The organism is Flavobacterium fluviatile (assembly GCF_010645065.1).
Lineage (GTDB): Bacteria > Bacteroidota > Bacteroidia > Flavobacteriales > Flavobacteriaceae > Flavobacterium > Flavobacterium fluviatile.
On record NZ_JAADZW010000021.1, the window covers coordinates 67,462 to 90,908 of the forward strand.

General features: G+C 35.6%; 12 protein-coding genes. 8 read left to right on the top strand and 4 right to left on the bottom strand.

The window, feature by feature from the left end; all coding sequences use genetic code 11:
• Positions 1-24: 24 nt before the first annotated feature.
• Together rpoC and GXM17_RS17625 are read left to right on the top strand one after the other, a co-directional pair.
• The gene (gene rpoC / locus GXM17_RS17620; protein WP_163400722.1) at positions 25-4,332 is read left to right on the top strand and encodes a DNA-directed RNA polymerase subunit beta'; all 4,308 of its coding nucleotides are present in this window, start codon (positions 25-27) and stop codon (positions 4,330-4,332) included.
• Positions 4,333-4,387: 55 nt separating this feature from the next.
• Positions 4,388-4,696 (top strand): DUF3467 domain-containing protein, encoded by a 309-nt coding sequence (locus tag GXM17_RS17625; protein ID WP_025572408.1) that lies wholly within the window; start codon positions 4,388-4,390, stop codon positions 4,694-4,696.
• A gap of 242 nt (positions 4,697-4,938) precedes the next feature.
• On the opposite strand, the gene GXM17_RS17630 is transcribed toward GXM17_RS17625, so the two are convergent.
• On the bottom strand, positions 4,939-6,531 hold the full coding sequence (locus tag GXM17_RS17630) for a peptide chain release factor 3 (protein ID WP_163400724.1): 1,593 nt from the start codon (positions 6,529-6,531) through the stop codon (positions 4,939-4,941).
• Positions 6,532-6,852: 321 nt separating this feature from the next.
• On the opposite strand from GXM17_RS17630, the gene GXM17_RS17635 reads away from it, so the two are divergent.
• From GXM17_RS17635 to GXM17_RS17660, 6 genes are all read left to right on the top strand, one after another.
• On the top strand, positions 6,853-8,286 hold the full coding sequence (locus GXM17_RS17635) for a peptidylprolyl isomerase (RefSeq protein WP_163400731.1): 1,434 nt from the start codon (positions 6,853-6,855) through the stop codon (positions 8,284-8,286).
• Positions 8,287-8,363: 77 nt separating this feature from the next.
• A complete protein-coding gene (locus GXM17_RS17640) occupies positions 8,364-9,317 on the top strand; it encodes an AAA family ATPase (RefSeq protein WP_163400733.1) in 954 nt (317 codons plus the stop codon).
• Positions 9,318-9,707: 390 nt separating this feature from the next.
• Positions 9,708-12,473 (top strand): bifunctional aconitate hydratase 2/2-methylisocitrate dehydratase, encoded by a 2,766-nt coding sequence (locus GXM17_RS17645; protein ID WP_163400735.1) that lies wholly within the window; start codon positions 9,708-9,710, stop codon positions 12,471-12,473.
• A gap of 343 nt (positions 12,474-12,816) precedes the next feature.
• Positions 12,817-15,081: an aconitate hydratase gene (locus GXM17_RS17650; protein ID WP_163400737.1), complete on the top strand. Its 2,265-nt coding sequence runs from the start codon at positions 12,817-12,819 to the stop codon at positions 15,079-15,081.
• A 599-nt stretch (positions 15,082-15,680) separates the two neighbouring features.
• A complete protein-coding gene (locus GXM17_RS17655) occupies positions 15,681-16,799 on the top strand; it encodes a peptidoglycan endopeptidase (protein WP_163400739.1) in 1,119 nt (372 codons plus the stop codon).
• 582 nt (positions 16,800-17,381) lie between these two features.
• Positions 17,382-18,791, top strand: coding sequence for an APC family permease (locus GXM17_RS17660; RefSeq protein ID WP_163400741.1), 1,410 nt, complete (start codon positions 17,382-17,384; stop codon positions 18,789-18,791).
• Positions 18,792-18,849: 58 nt separating this feature from the next.
• Here GXM17_RS17660 and GXM17_RS17665 read toward each other — a convergent pair whose 3' ends face one another.
• The 3 genes from GXM17_RS17665 to GXM17_RS17675 all read right to left on the bottom strand — a co-directional run bounded on the left by GXM17_RS17665 (position 18,850) and on the right by GXM17_RS17675 (position 23,243).
• The gene (locus GXM17_RS17665; RefSeq protein WP_163400743.1) at positions 18,850-20,571 is read right to left on the bottom strand and encodes a sensor histidine kinase; all 1,722 of its coding nucleotides are present in this window, start codon (positions 20,569-20,571) and stop codon (positions 18,850-18,852) included.
• Between the two features lie 248 nt (positions 20,572-20,819).
• Positions 20,820-21,950: a sensor protein KdpD gene (locus GXM17_RS17670; protein WP_163400745.1), complete on the bottom strand. Its 1,131-nt coding sequence runs from the start codon at positions 21,948-21,950 to the stop codon at positions 20,820-20,822.
• A gap of 216 nt (positions 21,951-22,166) precedes the next feature.
• Positions 22,167-23,243, bottom strand: coding sequence for a porin (locus tag GXM17_RS17675; RefSeq protein ID WP_163400747.1), 1,077 nt, complete (start codon positions 23,241-23,243; stop codon positions 22,167-22,169).
• Positions 23,244-23,447: the final 204 nt, after the last annotated feature.

The following is a 23,447-nucleotide window of genomic DNA, read 5'->3' on the forward strand; positions in this document are numbered from 1 at the left end:
GCAAATAAATCAATAGTAAAAACTATGATGAATAACAGAAACAATAAAGATAAGAATCCAGTAAAAAGATTTAACAAAATCTCTATTGGATTGGCTTCACCAGAATCTATCCTGAAAGAATCAAGAGGAGAGGTTTTAAAGCCAGAAACTATTAACTATAGAACGCATAAACCAGAGCGTGACGGACTTTTCTGCGAAAGAATCTTCGGACCAGTAAAAGATTTCGAATGTGCTTGTGGTAAGTATAAAAGAATTCGTTACAAAGGTATCATCTGTGACCGTTGTGGTGTTGAAGTTACTGAGAAAAAAGTACGTCGTGACAGAGTAGGACACATTAACCTTGTTGTGCCAATCGCTCACATCTGGTACTTCCGTTCTCTTCCAAACAAAATTGGTTATATCCTTGGTCTTCCATCTAAGAAATTAGATATGATCATTTACTACGAAAGATACGTAGTAATCCAGGCTGGTATTGCTAAAAATGCGGATGGAGAATCTTTACAAAGACTAGATTTCTTAACGGAAGAAGAATATTTAAACATTCTAGATACTCTTCCGCAAGAAAACCAATATTTAGATGATTTAGATCCTAATAAATTTGTTGCCAAAATGGGAGCAGAGTGTATTATGGATTTATTAGCTCGTATTGACCTAGATGCCTTATCTTATGAATTAAGACACAGCGCTAACAACGAAACATCTAAACAACGTAAAACAGAAGCTTTAAAAAGATTGCAAGTTGTTGAGTCTTTCCGTGAGTCTAACGAAAACCGCGAAAACCGTCCAGAATGGATGATTATGAAAGTGGTTCCAGTTATCCCGCCAGAATTACGTCCGCTTGTGCCACTTGATGGAGGTCGTTTTGCAACTTCAGATTTGAACGATTTATATCGTCGTGTAATCATCCGTAATAACCGTTTGAAAAGATTAATGGAGATTAAAGCTCCAGAAGTTATCTTAAGAAACGAAAAACGTATGTTACAGGAATCTGTAGATTCATTATTTGATAACACTCGTAAAGCTTCTGCTGTTAAAACAGAATCAAACAGACCATTAAAATCATTATCTGACTCTTTAAAAGGTAAACAAGGACGTTTCCGTCAAAACCTTTTAGGAAAACGTGTGGATTATTCTGCTCGTTCGGTAATTGTCGTTGGTCCGGAGTTGAAATTATATGAGTGCGGATTGCCAAAAGATATGGCATCTGAGTTATACAAACCATTCGTTATCCGTAAACTGATCGAAAGAGGTATTGTAAAAACAGTAAAATCTGCTAAGAAAATCATTGATAAGAAAGAGCCTGTAGTTTGGGATATCCTTGAAAACGTAATTAAAGGACATCCTGTATTACTTAACCGTGCTCCTACTTTGCACAGGCTTGGTATTCAGGCTTTCCAGCCAAAATTAATTGAAGGAAAAGCGATCCAGTTACACCCATTAGTATGTACGGCATTCAACGCCGATTTCGATGGTGACCAGATGGCGGTTCACTTACCATTAGGACCAGAGGCTATTTTAGAGGCACAATTATTAATGTTGGCTTCTCACAATATCCTGAACCCTGCAAATGGTGCTCCAATTACTGTACCTTCTCAGGACATGGTCTTGGGTCTTTACTATATGACCAAAGAGCGTATTTCTACAGAAGATCACAAAATTATTGGTCAGGATTTGACTTTCTATTCTGCTGAAGAAGTAAACATTGCACTAAACGAAGGAAGATTAGAATTAAATGCTCGTGTAAAAATCCGTGCAAAAGATTATAATGATGCTGGAGAATTAGTGTACAAAATTATCCAAACAACTGCAGGACGTGTATTATTTAACGAAGTAGTACCTGAAGCAGCTGGATATATCAATGACGTATTGACTAAGAAAAACCTTAGAGATATTATCGGACACATTTTAAGTGTGACTGATGTACCTACGACGGCAGCTTTCCTGGACAATATGAAAGATATGGGTTATAAGTTCGCATTTAGAGGAGGTTTATCATTCTCTCTAGGTGATATTAGAATCCCGGAACAAAAAACGAAGTTAATTGCAGATGCCAGAGAGCAAGTTGAAGGTATTTCAACTAACTATAACATGGGTCTTATCACAAATAACGAGCGTTACAACCAAGTTATTGACGTATGGACTTCAGCAAATGCTCAGTTAACAGAGTTAGCAATGAAAAATATTAGAGAAGACCAACAAGGTTTCAACTCTGTATATATGATGCTTGACTCTGGGGCGAGGGGTTCTAAGGAGCAGATTCGTCAGTTAACTGGTATGCGTGGTTTGATGGCTAAGCCTAAAAAATCTACTGCTGGTGGTGGTGAGATTATTGAAAACCCGATTCTTTCTAACTTTAAGGAAGGTCTTTCGATTCTTGAGTACTTCATTTCAACTCACGGTGCTCGTAAAGGTCTTGCGGATACGGCTCTTAAAACGGCCGATGCTGGTTACTTAACAAGAAGGCTTCATGACGTTTCTCAGGATGTTATTGTTAACATCGAAGATTGTGGAACTTTAAGAGGTGTTGAAGTTTCTGCATTGAAGAAAAACGAGGAAATCGTTGAATCATTAGGAGAGAGAATTCTTGGACGTGTTGCATTACAAGACGTTATTAATCCACTTACTAATGAAGTGATGGTTGAATCTGGTCAGCAAATTACGGAAGCAATTATGAGAACTATCGAAGCTTCTCCAGTTGAAAAAGTAGAGGTTAGATCACCATTAACTTGTGAGGCTACAAAAGGTATTTGTGCTAAATGTTACGGTAGAAACTTAGCTACTGGTAAGATGACACAAAGAGGAGAAGCTGTAGGAGTTATTGCAGCTCAGTCTATTGGTGAGCCAGGTACACAGTTGACACTTCGTACTTTCCACGTGGGAGGGGTTGCTGGAGGTATTTCTGAAGAGTCGAGTATAGTTACAAGATTTAACGGTAGACTTGAAATAGAAGATTTAAAAACAGTTAAAGGAGAAGACAGCGAAGGAAATTCTGTTGATATTGTGGTTTCACGTTCAACGGAATTGAAATTAGTTGATGAGAAAACCGGAATTGTTTTAAACACACATAACATCCCTTACGGATCCAGCATCTTTGTAAATGATGGCGAAACTGTAGCTAAAGGAACGGTTATCTGTAAATGGGACCCATATAATGGTGTAATTGTTTCTGAATTTACTGGTAAGATTGCTTACGAGGATTTAGAACAAGGACAAACATTCATGGTTGAAATTGATGAGCAGACAGGTTTCCAGGAAAAAGTAATTTCTGAGGCCAGAAATAAAAAATTAATCCCAACATTATTGGTTTACGGTAAAGAAGGCGAATTGATTCGTTCATACAATTTACCAGTAGGTGCACACTTAATGGTTGAGAATGGGGAGAAAATTAAAGCTGGTAAAGTTTTAGTTAAGATTCCGCGTCGTTCTTCTAAATCTGGGGATATTACTGGAGGTTTACCAAGAATTACTGAGTTGTTAGAGGCTCGTAATCCTTCAAATCCAGCTGTAGTTTCTGAAATTGATGGTGTTGTTTCTTTCGGAAAAATCAAAAGAGGTAACCGTGAGATTGTAATCGAATCTAAGTTTGGTGACGTCAGAAAATATCTTGTAAAATTATCAAGTCAAATTCTTGTTCAGGAAAATGACTTTGTAAGAGCTGGTGTTCCTTTGTCTGATGGTGCAATTACTCCGGATGATATTTTGAGAATTCAGGGGCCAGCTGCTGTTCAACAGTATTTGGTAAATGAAATTCAGGAAGTGTACCGTTTACAAGGGGTAAAAATTAATGACAAGCACTTTGAGGTAGTTATCCGCCAAATGATGCGTAAAGTAAGAGTTCAGGATCCGGGTGATACATTATTCCTGGAAGATCAATTAATTCATACTAAGGATTTTATCGTTCAAAATGATAAATTATACGGTATGAAAGTAGTTGAAGATGCCGGAGATTCTTCAGTATTGAAACCAGGTCAGATTATAACTCCTCGCGAGTTACGTGATGAAAATTCATTATTGAAACGAAATGACAGAAATCTTGTAGTAGCAAGAGATGTAATTACAGCTACAGCAACTCCTGTTTTGCAAGGTATTACAAGAGCTTCGTTACAAACTAAATCATTCATCTCTGCTGCTTCATTCCAGGAAACAACAAAAGTACTTAACGAAGCTGCAGTAGCAGGAAAAGTTGATGACCTTGAAGGATTGAAAGAAAATGTAATTGTTGGACACAGAATTCCTGCAGGAACTGGTATGAGAGAATACGATAATACAATCGTAGGATCTAAGGACGATTACAATGAAATGATGGCAAATAAAGAAGAATATATTTATTAATTCTTAACAATTCCCTCTTTTTTCGAAAAGAGGGAAATTGAAAAATATTAAAATTATGAGTAATCCGAAACAACAAGAGCAAATTAATATTGAGTTAGATGAAACTATTGCAGAGGGAATTTATTCAAATCTTGCGATTATCAATCATTCTTCATCTGAATTTGTCTTAGATTTTGTAAATATTATGCCGGGTACTCCTAAAGCTAAAGTGAAATCAAGAATTGTCCTGACTCCACAACATGCAAAAAGATTATTGAGGGCTATTGGCGAAAATATTCATCGCTTTGAAGCAGCGCATGGTGAAATCAAAGAAACTGAACAGGCACCAATTCCGCTTAATTTTGGTCCGGCAGGTCAGGCATAAAGTTTTTAAAGCTTCATTAATAGAGCTTTTTTATAAATAATTTCGTAAAAGTGTATTTTGTCTGATTTAATTTACTTTAAACGAGTATGTTTTAATGGCTTACAGTTTTAGTTGTACTTTTGGCTTAACATAAAAATAAAGAAAATTAATTTTTCCTGTTAAAGGTTAATTTAATCCTTAAAAAAAAGCGCCAACCTTTCAAAGTTGGCGCTTTTTAATTTATCCGAAAATGTGAAATTTCCTTATTCAAATTCAGATGTGAAAAATAATTTTACATTTGGATATTTGCTTTGTGTCATCTGAATTGTAAAATCAGAATCAGCTAAAAATACTAATTGTCCATATTTGTCATGAGCCAGAAATTTTTGTTTGATTCTTTTAAATTCTTTAAATTCTTCACTTTTAGGATCATTAGGTTTTACCCAGCAAGCTTTGTGCACCGGGAAGTTTTCATAAGTACACTTAGCACCGTATTCATGTTCAAGACGATACTGAATTACTTCGTATTGCAGTGCTCCAACTGTTCCGATGATTTTACGGTTGTTCATTTCTAATGTAAATAACTGAGCAACACCTTCATCCATTAACTGATCAATCCCTTTATCCAGTTGTTTTGCTTTCATTGGATCAGCATTATTGATGTATCTAAAGTGTTCCGGTGAGAAACTTGGTATTCCTTTGAAACTCATTAATTCACCTTCAGTCAGCGTATCTCCAATTTTAAAGTTTCCTGTATCATGAAGACCAACAATATCTCCGGGATATGAAATATCTACGATTTCTTTTTTCTCCGCAAAAAAGGCGTTAGGACTTGAGAATTTTAGGTTTTTCTTTTGTCGGACATGGTAATAAGGTTTGTTTCTTTCGAAAGTTCCGGAAACAATTTTAATAAAAGCTAAGCGATCACGGTGTTTTGGATCCATATTAGCATGGATTTTGAAAACAAAACCAGACATTTTTTCTTCTGCAGGATCAACGGTACGCGTTTCTGAATCTTTTGGTCTAGGCGAAGGAGCGATTGTAATGAAGCAATCTAATAACTCACGAACGCCAAAATTATTCAATGCAGAACCAAAAAATACTGGCTGAATTTTTCCGTCCAAATAATCCTGACGCTCAAATTTTGGATATACTTCATCAATTAATTCTAACTCTTCACGAAGTTTGTCTGCTGCTTTTTGACCTACAATTTTATCTAATTCCGGATTGTTCTGAACGTCTGAAAAAGCAATAGTTTCTTCAATGTTTTTACGGCTGTCTCCACTAAAAAGATTGATGTTTTCTTCCCATAGATTATAAATACCCTGGAAGTCATAACCCATTCCGATTGGGAAACTTAAAGGCGTAACCTTTAAGCCTAGTTTTTGCTCGACTTCATCCATTAAGTCAAAAGCGTCCTTTCCTTCACGGTCTAATTTATTAATGAAAACAATCATTGGAATGTTACGCATTCTGCAAACAGCAACCAGTTTTTCGGTTTGTTCCTCGACCCCTTTTGCAACGTCAATAACAACAATTACACTATCAACCGCAGTTAAAGTTCGAAAAGTATCTTCAGCAAAATCCTTGTGTCCCGGAGTATCAAGAATGTTGATTTTTTTGTCTTTATAATTAAAAGCAAGTACAGATGTTGAAACAGAAATTCCTCTCTGGCGTTCTATTTCCATGAAATCACTCGTTGCTCCTTTTTTTATTTTATTGTTTTTTACTGCACCTGCTTCCTGAATTGCACCTCCAAAAAGTAATAATTTTTCTGTCAAAGTTGTTTTACCGGCATCGGGATGCGAGATAATTCCAAAAGTTCTTCTGCGTTGTATTTCTTTTAAAAAGCTCATATTTTGTATAAATAGGTTGCAAAAGTACTATTATTTAATGCGATTTAAAAATAAATGGTATTCTGTTTTGGTTTATGTGATTTCGTTTTTCCTTTATTTCTCTCCATTAAAATTATTCCACTTTTTTAAACTATTTGTATTGTGTATAATTTTTTGTTAATAGTATATCAGATAGTTGGATTATGTAATTGAATTGTTATTTTTGTTCGTTATAAGTTGTGAAAACAGGATATAGTTTTTCAGTAATTTGAAAGTATAATTAATTTCAGTTTAAAAGAAAATTACTAACACAGCCCTTTACATTCAATTAAATTTAAAATAATGTTATTAAAAAAATTACAGCTAAGAACTATTGATTACAGATTAGTACTGACAATAAGTTTTTTACTTTTTTTCAACTCGGTTATTTCTGCTCAGGAAGTTATTAAAGATGTTGTTGCTGAGAAACCGGCTGAGACAGCTTCAATTAATAAACAAAAGGTTGATGGTATTATTGCAACTGTTGGAGACTATATTGTTTTAGATTCAGATATTGATAAAGGTTATCTTGAAATTACTTCTCAGGGAGGATCAGTAAAAGATATTTCCAGATGCCAGATGTTAGGTAAGCTTTTAGAAGATAAATTATATGCACATCAGGCCATTCAGGACAGTATTATTGTTAGTGATGCTGAAGTTAAAAGTATGATGGATGAAAGGCTTACTTACATGATGAGACAGACTGGCGGAGATATCAATAAAATTGTAGAATTTTATAAAAAGAGTTCAGTTGAGGAATTTAAGACATATTTTGCTGATATCTTAAAAGAACAAAAACTATCTTCTGAAATGCAGAAAAAGATTGTTGATGCAGTTGAAATAACACCAGAAGAGGTTCGTAATTTCTTTAAAAAAATACCAAAAGACGAATTGCCAACTTTTGGAGCTGAAATGGAAGTGGCTCAAATAGTTGTAGAGCCTAAAGTCTCAAAAGAGGATAAACAAAAAGTAATTGACAGACTGAATTCGATCAAAAAAGACGTTTTGGAAGGTTCAAGCTTTGCTACAAAAGCAGTTTTGTATTCTCAGGATCCGGGATCTTCCCCTGCGGGTGGTTATTATAAAATGACAAGAAAAACTCCTTTTGTAAAAGAGTTTAAAGATGTTGCCTTTAGTTTGGCAGAAGGAGAAATTTCAGATCCTTTTGAAACACAATACGGATACCATATTATAATGGTTGATAAGATAAAAGGACAGGAAGTAGAATTACGTCATATTTTAATATCGCCAACTGTTTCTGAAAGTGCTTTAAAAGAAGCCAAAGAAAGAATTACAAACATTAGAAATAAGATTGTAAATAAAGAAATTTCTTTTGCAGACGCAGCAAGAAATGATTCTGACCAGAAAGAAACAAGAGCAAATGGAGGAACTTTGGTTAATCCTAATACTCAGGATACGCGTTTTGAGCTGACTAAAATGGATGCATCATTATATAGCCAGGTTTCAAATTTAAAAGATGATGAAGTTTCTCAGCCAATTTTGGATACCGATGATAAAGGAAAAAAAACATATAAACTGATTACTGTGACAAACAGAATCGATGAGCACGTTGCAGACTATGCAAAAGATTATACTAAAATAAAAGAGTTAGCATTAAAAGAAAAACAAATCAATGCTATTGCAAAATGGTTTGACACAAAAATTAAAGACACATACATCAAGATTATTGGCGAATACAGAGATTGTACTTTTACTAATAATTGGTTGAAAAAATAATTTTTATTAAATAAAGAAAAGAGTTAGTTTTATGAATTCATAGAGCTAACTCTTTTTAATTTAAAATATATTCATAAATGTCTGACGTAGCAGCAATTCATAATTTAGTTCAAAAAAGAAATGAATTAAAAACCGAGATAGCAAAAATAATTGTAGGGCAGGATGCCGTTGTAGATCAAATTTTACTTTGTATATTTTCAGGAGGGCATGCGCTTTTAATTGGGGTTCCCGGTTTGGCAAAAACTCTGATGATCAATACGATTTCTCAGGCTTTAGGTCTGGATTTCAAACGAATTCAGTTTACTCCTGATTTAATGCCTTCGGATATTTTAGGAAGTGAAATTCTTGATGAAAACCGACAGTTTAAGTTTATTAAAGGACCTATATTTTCGAATATAATTTTAGCGGATGAGATCAACAGAACTCCTCCAAAAACTCAGGCTGCTTTATTAGAAGCAATGCAGGAGCGTTCTGTAACAATTGCAGGGCAAAACTATAAATTAGATTTGCCTTATTTCGTTTTGGCGACACAAAATCCAATTGAACAGGAGGGTACATACCCTCTTCCGGAGGCTCAGTTAGACCGTTTTATGTTTGCTATAAAATTAGAATATCCAACATTTGAAGAGGAAGTGCAGGTTGTAAAACAAACTACTTCAGATGTAAAAAGGAAGATAAATCCGTTGTTTACAGCTCAGGAAATAATTGACTTCCAGCATTTGATCCGCAGAATTCCGGTAGCAGATAATGTTATTGAATATGCAGTGACGCTCGTTAGTAAAACACGTCCTGACAATAGTCTGACTAATGATTATGTGAAAAATTATCTGGATTGGGGTGCAGGTCCGAGAGCTTCTCAAAATTTAATTTTGGCAGCCAAAGCACATGCTGCTTTTAATGGTAAATTTTCACCGGATATTGAAGATGTAAAGGCAGTCGCAACCGGGATTTTGCGACATAGAATTATTAAAAATTACAAAGCCGATGCTGAGGGGATTACAGAAGAAATTATCATTCAGAAGCTGATGTAAAAAATAGACGCTTTATAAAAATTAGCCTGAGATATTTTAAGATCTCAGGCTTTTATTTTTAAGTAGTTTTACGTATAAATGAAATTTAAAGAATAAACTATAACGTTATAAATACTTATTTAGAAGAGTTCTTTTTTAAAATAGAGTAAAAATCCGACTTGCTTTATAACATTAAATTTTTACTTTGTTAGAGAAAAGTTTTTAAATTATTGATAATTTATTTTTTTGACTTAAAATTGATATTTCGCTATTATTTAAAGGTAATAGTTGTTTTTTTTCAATAATATTTTTTGAAAAAGCTCCGTCCATTATATTTTTTTTAATTCTCAGCTTTAATTCCTAAATTTGCGTACAAAAAAATAAAAATACCTATTTATAAAGACTTCTATTATGAATATTTACAAGGATTACATTCAAGAGATTGAAGAAAGAAAAGCCCAGGGTCTTCATCCGAAGCCAATTGATGGTGCTGAATTACTAAGCGAAATCATTGCGCAAATTAAAGATTTAAATAATGAATACAGAGAGGATTCTCTTAAGTTTTTTATTTACAACACTTTGCCTGGAACCACTAGTGCTGCTGGTGAGAAAGCTAAGTTTTTAAAAGAAATCATTCTTGGTGAATCTGAAGTAAAAGAAATTACACCTGCTTTTGCTTTCGAATTATTGTCACATATGAAAGGAGGGCCTTCTATTGAAGTCCTTCTTGATTTAGCTTTGGGTAATGATGCTGCAATTGCTACTCAGGCAGCTGAAGTTTTAAAAACTCAGGTTTATTTATATGATGCTGATACAGCTCGCCTAGCAGAAGCTTACAGCGCTGGTAACACAGTTGCAAAAGAAATTTTAGAAAGCTATGCAAAAGCTGAATTTTTTACTAAATTACCAGAAGTTGCTGAAGAAATTAAAGTGGTTACTTACATTGCTGCAGAAGGTGATATCTCTACTGATTTATTATCTCCGGGTAATCAGGCACACTCTCGTTCTGACCGTGAATTACATGGAAAATGTATGATCACTCCTGAAGCTCAGGCAGAAATTAAAGCATTGCAGGCACAGCATCCAGACGCTGCTGTTATGTTAATTGCTGAAAAAGGAACAATGGGAGTTGGATCTTCCCGTATGTCAGGCGTAAACAACGTAGCTTTATGGACTGGTAAGCAAGCATCTCCATACATTCCTTTCGTGAACATTGCTCCAATTGTAGCGGGTACTAACGGAATCTCTCCTATCTTCTTAACTACTGTAGACGTAACAGGCGGTATCGGTATCGACTTACAAAACTGGGTAAAGAAAACAGATGCAGAAGGAAACGTAGTTCGTAACGAAGCTGGTGATCCTGTTTTAGAAGAAGTTTATTCTGTAGCTACAGGAACTGTATTAACAATCAATACAAAAACTAAAAAATTATACAACGGTGAGAAAGAATTAAAAGATATTTCTAAATCTTTCACTCCTCAAAAATTAGAGTTTATCAAAGCCGGTGGATCTTATGCTATCGTTTTTGGTAAAAAAATCCAGACATTTGCTGCACAAGCTTTAGGAGTTACTGCTCCAACAGTATTTGCACCAGCTAAAGAAGTTTCTATAGAAGGTCAGGGATTAACTGCTGTTGAAAAAATCTTCAACAAAAATGCAGTTGGTGTAACACCAGGTAAAACATTATATGCAGGATCAGACGTACGTGTGAAAGTCAACATCGTAGGTTCTCAGGATACTACAGGTTTGATGACTGCTCAGGAATTAGAGTCAATGGCTGCTACAGTTATTTCTCCACTTGTTGATGGTGCTTACCAGTCAGGATGTCACACAGCTTCAGTTTGGGACAAAAAAGCGCAGGCTAATATTCCTAAATTAATGAAGTTCATGAATGATTTCGGTGTTATTACAGCGAGAGATCCTAAAGGTGAATATCATTCAATGACGGACGTTATTCACAAAGTTTTAAATGATATTACAATTGATGAGTGGGCTATTATCATTGGTGGAGATTCACACACACGTATGTCTAAAGGGGTTGCTTTCGGTGCCGATTCAGGAACTGTAGCTTTAGCTTTAGCAACAGGTGAGGCTTCTATGCCAATCCCGGAATCTGTTAAAGTTACTTTTAAGGGTGAGATGAAACAACACATGGATTTCCGTGATGTAGTTCATGCGACCCAATCTCAAATGTTGAAACAATTTGATGGTGAGAACGTTTTCCAGGGTCGTATTATTGAGGTTCATATCGGAACTTTATTAGCTGACCAGGCGTTTACATTTACTGACTGGACTGCTGAAATGAAAGCGAAAGCTTCAATCTGTATTTCTCAGGACGAAACATTAATTCAATCGTTAGAAATTGCTAAGTCTCGTATCCAAATCATGATTGATAAAGGTATGGACAACAAAAACCAGGTTTTACAAGGTTTAATTGATAAAGCAAACAAACGTATCGAGGAAATTAAAACAGGTGCTAAACCAGCTTTAACTCCAGATGACAATGCAAAATACTATGCTGAAGTGGTTATCGATTTAGGTTTAATCGAGGAACCAATGATTGCTGACCCGGACGTTAACAATGTTGATGTTTCTAAACGTTATACACACGATACCATTCGTGAATTATCTTTCTATGGAACGGATAAAAAAGTAGATTTAGGTTTCGTAGGTTCTTGCATGGTTCATAAAGACGATTTAAAAATTGTTTCTCAAATGTTACGTAATGTTGAAAAACAAAATGGGGAAGTTAAATTCAATGCACCTTTAGTAGTTGCAGCTCCTACGTATAACATCATCGACGAATTAAAAGCTGAAGGTGATTGGGAAATGTTACAAAAATATTCAGGTTTCGAATTTTCAGATGCCTTACCAAAATCAACAGCACGTACAGAATACGAAAACATTATGTATTTAGAGCGTCCAGGTTGTAACTTATGTATGGGTAACCAGGAAAAAGCTGAAAAAGGAGATACTGTATTAGCTACTTCAACTCGTTTGTTCCAGGGACGTGTAGTGGAGGATAGAGAGGGCAAAAAAGGAGAATCTTTATTAGCATCAACGCCAGTAGTTGTACTTTCTGCAATTTTAGGAAGAATGCCGTCTATCGAAGAGTATAAAGCTTCGGTTGAAGGTATCAACTTAACAAAATTCAAACCAATCTCTACTAAATTATAATAGTAGGAATTTCATAATTATTAAGCGAGGCAATCTAGTAATAGGTTGCCTCTTTTTATTTATATTTTGGGATGCTAAGCATTGTGCTATTCAAGTATAGTATTCATTCGTTCCTCGTTGCGGGTCAAAGCTTCTATCTCTGCCGGATTGCTGTTGCATGATTTGCTAAATCAAAATTTTAATTTAGAAGGTTAAATAATTATATTAGATTGATTTTCAATTTACTGCTGTGCAAGAAAAATAGAATAGTTTTAAATAATAGTATTAACAATTATTTTAGCATAAACCATAATAAAATCCTTAAATTTAAGCTGATTTACACTAATATAATTAATATAGAACTATGGCTTTTGATATAGAAATGATTAAAAAAGTGTATGACAACATGCCTGGTCGTGTTGATGCAGCACGTCAGATTGTTGGTCGTCCACTTACTTTAACAGAGAAAATTTTGTACAATCACCTTTGGGACGGAAATCCGACCAAAGCGTTTGGAAGAGGAGTTGATTATGTAGATTTTGCACCGGATCGTGTTGCTTGTCAGGATGCAACGGCACAAATGGCCTTATTGCAGTTTATGCACGCCGGTAAATCTAAAGTAGCAGTTCCTACAACAGTACACTGTGATCACCTGATTCAGGCAAAAGTAGATGCTGCGACCGATTTGGCAAGAGCAAAAACACAAAGTAATGAAGTTTTTGACTTCCTTTCTTCAGTTTCTAATAAGTACGGAATTGGTTTCTGGAAACCCGGAGCCGGAATTATCCATCAGGTAGTTCTTGAAAATTATGCATTTCCGGGTGGAATGATGATTGGTACGGATTCTCATACTGTAAATGCAGGAGGTTTAGGAATGGTAGCGATTGGTGTCGGTGGCGCCGATGCTGTCGACGTTATGTCCGGAATGGCTTGGGAGCTGAAATTCCCTAAATTAATCGGAGTAAAATTAACAGGCAAATTATCAGGCTGGACAGCTCCTAAAGATGTAATCCTTAAAGTTGCCGGTATTCTGACTGTAAAAGGAGGAACAGGAGCAATCGTAGAATATTTTGGTGAAGGTGCAACAGCTATGTCCTGTACCGGTAAAGGAACTATTTGTAACATGGGAGCCGAAATTGGAGCTACAACGTCAACTTTTGGTTACGATGATTCTATGAGCCGTTACCTGCGCTCCACCAACAGAGCTGATGTAGCTGATGCTGCAGATAAAATAGCTCCTTATCTAACCGGAGACCCGGAAGTTTATGCTGATCCTGAAAAATATTTTGATCAGGTTATCGAAATCAATTTATCTGAATTAGAGCCACATTTAAATGGGCCTTTTACTCCGGACTTAGCGACTCCAATTTCTAAAATGAAAGAAGAGGCAATCAAAAACAACTGGCCATTGCAAATACAGGTGGGTTTAATTGGTTCTTGTACCAACTCATCTTACGAAGATATTTCACGTGCAGCTTCTTTGGCAAGACAGGTCGCCGAGAAAAACTTAAAAACAAAAGCAGAATTTACAATTACTCCGGGATCAGAAGTAGTTCGTTCTACAATCGAAAGAGACGGATTTATTGATACTTTTAATAAAATTGGAGCAACAGTTTTTGCAAATGCCTGCGGTCCATGTATTGGTATGTGGGACAGGGAAGGAGCTGAGAAAGAAGAAAGAAATACAATTGTTCACTCTTTCAACCGCAACTTCTCAAAACGTGCCGATGGAAATCCAAATACTTTGGCATTCGTAGGTTCTCCGGAATTGGTAACAGCTTTGGCTATTGCGGGTGATTTAGGATTTAATCCACTGACAGATAAATTAATCAACGAAGAAGGACAAGAAGTAATGCTGGATGAACCAACAGGAGATGAATTGCCGGAAAAAGGTTTCTATGCTGAAGATCCCGGATTTCAGGCTCCGGCAGAAGACGGTTCAGGTGTTCAGGTTGTGGTAAATCCTGATTCAGAACGCTTGCAGCTATTAGCTCCGTTTGAGGCATGGGATGGGAAAAACATTACAGGTGCTAAATTATTAATCAAAGCCTTCGGAAAATGTACGACAGACCACATTTCTATGGCAGGTCCCTGGCTGCGTTTCCGCGGACATTTAGATAATATTTCAAATAATATGCTGATTGGTGCCGTGAATGCATTCAACCAGAAAACAAACTCTGTTAAGAATCAGTTGACAGGACAATACGACGCTGTACCGGCGGTTGCGAGAGCCTATAAAGCTGCCGGAGTTCCGTCTATTGTTGTGGGAGATCACAATTACGGAGAAGGTTCTTCCCGTGAGCATGCTGCCATGGAACCTCGTTTCCTTGGTGTTAAAGCGGTATTGGTTAAATCCTTTGCCCGTATCCACGAAACCAATCTTAAAAAGCAGGGTCTTTTAGGATTAACTTTTGCAAACGAAGCGGATTACGATAAAATTCAGGAAAATGATACAATCAATTTTACTGATTTAACTGAGTTTGCTCCGGGAAAACCATTAACCCTGGAGTTCGTTCACGATAATGGTACAAAAGATATCATTCTGGCAAATCATACTTACAATGAAGGTCAGATTGGCTGGTTTGTTGCAGGATCTGCATTAAATTTAATTGCTGCAGGAAAAGCTTAATTTTAAAATTATATATATTCAGGACGCTCTGTGAAAACAGGGCGTTTTTTATTTGTAGCTATTTACTTCGTCAGTTCGCTATCGCTCGTGCAATGTCATTAAGTTAACGTCACTTCGAGTGATTTTTAATCATAATGCGATAGCTTTATTATTAAAAATTGTATCGAGAAGCTTTCTAATACTAAGGTTCTCGATACATTTTCTTTAAAAAAAGCTATCGCATTTTTAAAGAAAACACTCGAAATGACGACAATATCCCTTAACTTAATGACATTGATCGCTCGTGTCCGGCTCCGCTGTATCTTTTGTCCCGATAACTATCGGGACAAAAGGATGCCGCTTCCATCCGGGCTAAGGCTCTGGTTTTTCAGTATTATGTTTTTGTAAAATTTTGATTTAGAATTAAAATTATAACTCACACAAAAACTTTAAGTTAGCATTATAGACGTTTTGAGAGTGACAATTTGAAATAAATTTGGTGTTAAAAAACGTGTATTTTTTACTTTAAAAAGTTAAATTCGCCTTTTTGGTAATAAAACTTCTTTTTTTGAGTTTAAAATAAGAAGGAATAGTATAGAAAATTAAAATTCCCCAAAATAATGATTTTCAGATTTGTCTTTATATTTTTGCTTTTTTCCATAAGTGCTTTTTCTCAGGATAATTATATCAAACATACCATTTCAAAAGGTGACAACCTTTACAGCATTGGTAAGAAATACGGAGTAAAACCCAATGATATAGCAAATTCCAATCCTGATGCACCGAAAATCTTAAAGTTGAATTCGGTTTTATTAATTCCGAATAACAACTTACAGTCTTCCGCTATAAAATCTAATGAAACTATTGAGCAGGATACTCCGGAATCTCATGAGGTCTTAGCAAAAGAAACACTTTGGGGGATATCCAAAAAATATAAAATTTCTGTTGAAGATTTAAAGAAAGCAAATCCTTTATTAGAAACAGAAGGACTCAAAATAGGGCAGCATATAGTTATTCCTTCGGTTGTGAATCCAGTTAAACACCAATCATCAGAAAATACCCAGACAGCAATGGTTGAAGTCTTACGGGAAGTTATGCAAAAAGAAACAAAATATGCCATTGCCAAAGAATTCGGAATCACTGTAGCTGAATTAGAAAAACAGAATCCTGAAATTAAAAATAAGCTGCCAATTGGATTTACTTTGAAGATCCTCACTTCAAAAGAAAAAGCGGAAGCCCTAAAAGCTTCAAAACAGACTCAGGAAACAAAAGATATAACTAATCCGCCTGTTCAGGTTGCCGATAATGCATCAGTTAAAAAAGATTCAGCGATAATAAGGGTTAACAATCATTCCGAGTTAGTGGATCAGCTGATTCTAAATGCTACTGATAACATAGGTACACGTTATCGTTCAGGAGGCACTACAAAAGCAGGTTTTGACTGCTCAGGATTAATGTATTCTACTTTTGGTAATTTTGATATTAAGCTGCCAAGGAGTTCGATTGAGCAATCCCGGATTGGTATAAAAATAAATCCGGAAGAAGCACAAAAAGGGGATTTAATCTTTTTCAAAACCAACGGCAGAAGCCAAATCAATCACGTTGGAATGGTTGTAGAGGTTGCCGATGAAGAAATTAAATTTGTTCATTCCTCAACTCATGGGGGAGTAATCATTTCTTCAACCAAAGAGCCTTACTATGAAAGAGCCTTTTCTCAGGTAAATCGTGTTTTAGAATAGTGTCAAAATCGGTTTTTAAAAGCTTCAATTGAAAACGGCTTGCTAAATAAGCCGATTAAGTATTGATTTTCATATATAAGGAATTTCAGAAATATCAAAATTGGAGTAGGTACGTAAATCTGAACCTCTTTTTTTTATTGACTGAGTTTGTGAATTCTTCCAAAAACTCATAATCATGCACAACTCGCATTTGGATATGCACCATAATAATTACGTGCTGATTTTTTATTGTTAGTAAGCCATTCAATTCTTTCTTGTCTATTATTGGACATACTTATCTGAACAGCATAAAATATTTTTTTAGTAATTGCTGAATCACAATCTGATCGATTAAATTGTCATGAATTAGTAAACAGTACTACCAACATGAGTCTGAAATGATGTCAATATTCATGCGGAGATGTTATGAAACCGGGTTTGCGTAAGGGATAGTAACGGCATCCTTTTATGGTGGGGTTCACCATAAAAGATAAAGTGAATAGCCCGGCCCCCAAGGGATACGCCCAAAATCACAATCTAAAATCTGTTCTAATCATGAAATTTGAGAAAAAAGTATATCTTTAACCAGCCAAAAACCAAAAAATGGAGGAAAACAATCAGGAAAATTTTAAGAGAGAACTCGGATTATTAGACGGAACCATGCTTGTGGTTGGATCTATGATTGGATCCGGAATATTTATTGTAAGTGCAGATATTGCCAGACAGGTTGGTTCTGCCGGATGGTTAACACTAATCTGGCTGATTTCCGGACTAATTACCATTATTGCCGCGGTGAGTTATGGAGAGTTGAGTGCAATGTTTCCCAAAGCGGGAGGGCAGTATGTGTATCTGAAAGAAGGGTACAACAAACTGATCGCTTTTTTGTATGGCTGGAGCTTTTTTGCGGTTATCCAAACAGGAACAATCGCTGCTGTTGGAGTAGCTTTCTCTAAATTTGCAGCCTATCTTTATGAACCTCTGAGCGATGAGAATATGCTATATGAATTAGGCGCTTTTAAGCTGAATGCTGCCCAGATTGTATCGATCCTTACCATTGTTCTCTTAACCTATATAAACAGCCGTGGCGTGAAAAACGGAAAGACGCTTCAGACCGTTTTAACTATAATCAAGATATTATCCTTGCTTGGTTTAATCGTTTTTGGATTAACACTTGCGGCAAAAGCATCTGTATGGGATGCCAACTGGACTGCGGCCTGGACTCCACATTCTTATAATGCCGATAATGCTTCTTGGATACCAATTAGCGGAAAGGCTTTGATAACAGGTATTTCGGCAGCAATGGTTGGATCTTTGTTCTCAAGTGATGCCTGGGCTGGCGTAACTTTTATAGCCGGAGAAATTAAAAATCCTAAACGTAATGTAGGTTTAAGTTTATTTTTAGGAACTTTTATTGTTACGATTATTTATGTGCTGACAAATTTGATGTATCTGGCAGTGGTTCCAATCAATGAAATTGCAACAGCAAAATCAGACAGGGTAGCGGTGGTGGCTGCTCAATATATCTTTGGTGAGATTGGAACTCTGGTTATTGCCCTAATGATTATGATTTCGACTTTTGCCTGCAACAACGGATTAATTATGGCGGGTGCCAGAGTTTATTACACCATGGCAAAAGATGGTTTGTTTTTTAAAAAAGCAGCGGTACTTAATGAGTTTAGTGTGCCTTCATGGGCTTTATGGTCACAATGTATCTGGGCTTCTGTTTTGTGTCTTACAGGAAAATACGGTGCTTTACTGGATTTTGTAATTATTATCGTTTTGATTTTTTACATTCTTACTATTTATGGGATTTTTATATTACGCAAAAAAATGCCTGATGCGGAAAGACCTTACAAGGCTTTTGGATATCCATTTTTACCTCTTTTGTATATTGTCTTAGCATCTGCAATAAGTGTTACCTTATTAATTACAAAATTCTCAACCTGTGGCTGGGGGATTTTAATTATGCTAATTGGTATTCCGATTTATTATTTGACTAAGCCAAAAGAGTAAAAATTCAGAATAAGTGAAGATGAAATGCCTCGTTTTTTAGCAGGGCATTTTTTTTGCTTCAATGCAAAACTTTCAATGTAAACCAAAACGTACTTCCCAATCCTAAATTACTCTCAACGCCTACGCTGCCATTCTGAGCTTCAATAAATTCTTTGCTGATTGCTAAACCTAATCCTGTTCCCGATTTCTGACTTCCCGGAATCTGGAAATATTTATCGAAAACTTTGTCTTTGTACCTCGGTTCAATTCCTTTTCCGGTATCAATAACCTGAAAAACCATCTCATTATTTTCTTCTTTTAATTTAATGAGAATCGTGCTTTTTTCAGACGAATACCGAATCGCATTCGATAAATAATTAATCAAAACCCAGCCTGTTTTTTCGGCATCGGCTTTTACGCTTTTGAGATTTTCAGCAGTATCAACAATTAACTGAATCTGTTTTTGATCTGCCTGGACTTTTATGGCTTCTACTGCAAATTTTACAATTTCATACGGATTGCTTTTACCAATATTTAGTTGAATATTTCCAGTTTCCAATTGCGATAAATTGAGTAATTCGCCCGTAATTTTCAACAAACGCTGACTATCCTCTTTAATACTTTCTACCAATTGTTTCTGGTCGTTGTTCATATTGCCTGTTTTGGCATTTTCAAGCAATTGAAGACTTAATTTTATAGAGGCAATCGGTGTTTTTAATTCGTGTGAGACTGTAGCAATAAAATTGGTTTTGGCAAAATCCAATTCTTTAAAAAGCGTAATATTTCTAAGGATAATCACATCGCCGATATTGATTTCTTTTTCTTCACCTGTTGGCGTTATTGTGATATTGTGGATTTCTTTTTCGAAATAACTTTCCTTTGCGTGCGCAAAAATTTTAAGAGGCTGTTTTTTAGTTGTTTCACTTTCTTTCAGAATTAAAGAACGTATTAAATCATTAGAAACCGCTAATTCAGATGCCCGTTTCCCAATTATATCTTCCGATTTCAAACCAATAATTTTCAGCGCTTCATCATTGGCAAATAAAATAATTCCTTCATGATCCAAACCAATAATCGGATCGTTCATATTATTGATGAGCGTTTCCAGTCTTTTTTTCTCAAAAAGAAGTTTATAAACATTGCTGTCGTGATATTCTTCCAGTTTTTGCGCCATCGTATTAAACGACCTTGCAAGATCTCCAAATTCGCTGTGACTCGTAAAATGAACACGCTCTGAATAGTTTTTATTGGCGATTTCCTTAATACTCAACGTTAATTCTTTAATCGGATTTGCAATATTATTTGGGAGATTGACCAATAAATTAAATGCAATCAAAAAGCATAACGTTCCCACTATTGCAATCGAAAAATTGGATGTTTCAGCCGTTTTTTTGGCGATATCGCTTTTTTGTTTAATGGCATCCAGATTCAGTTTCATAATCGCAAAAAGGTCCTGACGAACTTGTGCTTTTAGACTTTCATCAGAATTATTATTAGCTAAAAGAGTAAAATTTGTTTTCAGTTTTTCAGTCACTTGTTTTTCGCCTGGCTCTGTAATATTTCGGGTTTGCTTTTCGAGATTTTCCTCGAAATTCTGAATCGTTTTTTTTGAACCTGGTTTCATTCCGTCCAGAGCAAAAATCATATTTCGTGAATATTCCAGCGTATTGTAATTCGATTTCAGGATATTCTCGGTGTCCTGCTTAATCAAAAAAACAGAATAAGCACTCACTAACGAGAGAATGATGATCATCAAAAATAACAATCCAACACCCAGATTTAATTTGGTTTTAATTCTCATTTTATAAAAACATTTAATTTTTTTGAACCATGTAAGTGATATAAGGAAATTTAAGTTTTGTTTTTTTAACCGCAAAGGCGCTAAGATTTCGCAATGCATGCAAAGATTAAATTAAAAAACTTTGCAGCCTTGCGATTGCGAGCAAAAGACTTTAGCGAAATTTGCGTAAACCCTTGCGGTCTTTGCGGTTAAACTTCAGTGTTCTCTAATTTAAATGAACTTATATCACTTATATGGTTTAAAAACTTTCAAGACAAAATAACAAGATCAACGTTTGATAAAGACAATTTGTTTAGCAGACGCCTGAAAATTGTTGTAGACAAAATTACTTTAAATAAATTCAAATGCGGTTTTCCAATGCAGACAGTTGTAATTTGTTTTTTTTCTACGGTTGCCAAAATCGCATTGGCAATATTCGAATTTTCTACCTTAATAACTTCGGCTCCCAACTGCACTGCGAGTTTAAAGTTATTAATTAAATATCTTTGTTTATCAAGTGCAATTCTTGTTGTGCTTTCCGAAGGTGTTTCGACATACAAAACATACCAGATTCCGTTATAATAACTTGCCAGACGCGCTGCTTTCCGAATCACAATTTTAGCCGTTTTATCGTTACTGCTGATACAAGCCAATAATTTTTCATGTCGTAAAGCTTGCAGATTCGGAACTTCATTTTCTACTTTTCGAACCACCTGGCTTGCCACCTCTTTTAATGCTAATTCACGAAGCTGCAGAATTTGTTCTGACTTGAAAAAGTTTTGCAAAGCTGTCTGAATTTTATCCGGTGTATATATTTTACCTTCTTTCAGACGTGCAATCAAATCTTCTGAAGTTAAATCGATATTCACCACTTCATCGGCCAGACACAAAACATTATCCGGAATTCTTTCCTGAACATCAATTCCCGTAATTCTTTTTACATCTTCATTCAGACTTTCTATATGCTGAATATTAACTGCCGAAATCACATTAATTCCGGCTTCCAGAATCTCCAGAACATCCTGCCAGCGTTTTTCATTTTTGCTTCCCTCAACATTTGTATGCGCCAGTTCATCAACGATAACCACTTCTGGTCTAAGGTTGATGATAGCCTGAACATCGAGTTCTTCGAGTTCTTTTCCTTTATAAAAAATAGTCCTCCGCGGAATAACAGGCAGGCCAGACAATAACTCATGTGTTTCCTTTCGCATATGCGTTTCGATGTAGCCGATTTTCACATCGATTCCGTTTTTCAATAACGAATGCGCTTCCTGAAGCATACGGAAAGTCTTGCCCACACCGGCGCTCATCCCAATGTAGATTTTAAATTTTCCTTTTCGGGATTTCTGGATCAAATCCAGAAAATGCTGTGCGTTGTTATTTTCTTTTTCCTCTTTCATATGCTTTGCCACGAAGGCTCTAAGACACTAAGTTTTTTAATTTAAAAATCTGCAAGATCCGCTTAATCTGCGAGAGTAAAATCTCGTAAAGACGCTAAGGCGCAAAGTTTTTTGTTTCACGCAGATTTTAAAAAGATTTAAGCAGATGTTCGCAGGTTATTTAATAAAAAATCAATTAAATCTGCTCTAATCTGTAGAATCTGCGTGAAATATTTTTTAAAAACTAACAGCCAAATAAGACGTTAGAAATGTATTCGAGTTTGTTGGGAGATTATTTTTTGTAAAAATTTCATCTTTGCCTGACAGGTTTCTCGCTTCAACTCTAAACATAACATTATCAGTAAGCAAGTAATCAAAGTTAGCTGAAAATCCGTAAGTTTTGAATCCGTTTGGTGTTTCTGTGGCGATAATCACACCTTTTTCATCGCTGTAATATTCACCTCGTGCTGCCAACTGAATTTTATCCGTCGGTTTGTATTGCAGAATCAAAACAGGCGAAAACCAAGGGTCATATTTGTTACTATTTTTAGCAGATTGTTGCGAACCAATATCAAAACCTGCCGTTACATTCGTTTTGTCTGTTACTTTAAATTGTCCGTAGAAATTATTGAAGTAACGCCATTTTTTGTCAATATCAGGTTGTTCATTTCCTGCGTATGTGCTCCAATTCAAAACTACCTTGTCTGTAGGTTTGTACGTAACCTGCGTTCCAAAAGCAGGAGTTTGATTCCCGTCCACTTTCTGAATTCGCTGCCAGCCGTTTAAATACAGTGCTGCTAAATACCATTTTCCAGAATCAGAAGTGTAACCAATTTTTAAACCAGCTTCATAATAAGGTGAATTCTCAGCCAGAATACTTCGGGTTAAATTCGCGCAGTCTTTTCCAATCGCACTTTCAAAACCAATATGCGAAGGCATAATTCCCGCATCAATCCATAAATCATGTTTTTGCGAAATCTTCACACCAACGTTCGCCTCATAAATATTTTTCAATAAATCCTGCTCAGCCGACATATTATATTGCGCATAAGTTCCAGCCATCAGGGCAAAATTTCCACGAATATTTTCTTTAGAATAGTTCACTTTCGCCAAACCCAAATTCAGGTTCACTTCATTGCTCCGGTTATAATTATAAAAAAAGTCTGGACGTGTATGATTTTCCGGTTTCCCGAAATCATAACTATAATAAACATCTACATATCCGGAAAATATAAACGGACTTTTAGATGCTGACTGTGCATGTAAATAGCTAAAACCAAATGCGATTAAAGCAGTAAGTAATATTTTTTTCATTGTTAATTGTCATTGCGAGGAACGAAGCAATCTCATCCTCTTTATTTATTTAATAGATTTTTAGGAGCTATTTCCCGCTATCCACTACAATCTTTTGTGCGGAACCCCCGCACAAAAGGATTTTCGTTTCTATCGGGGCTCATATCTTTGACATAGATTAAAAATATGAAAATGTATCTTTGAAATACTAACAATTAATAAACA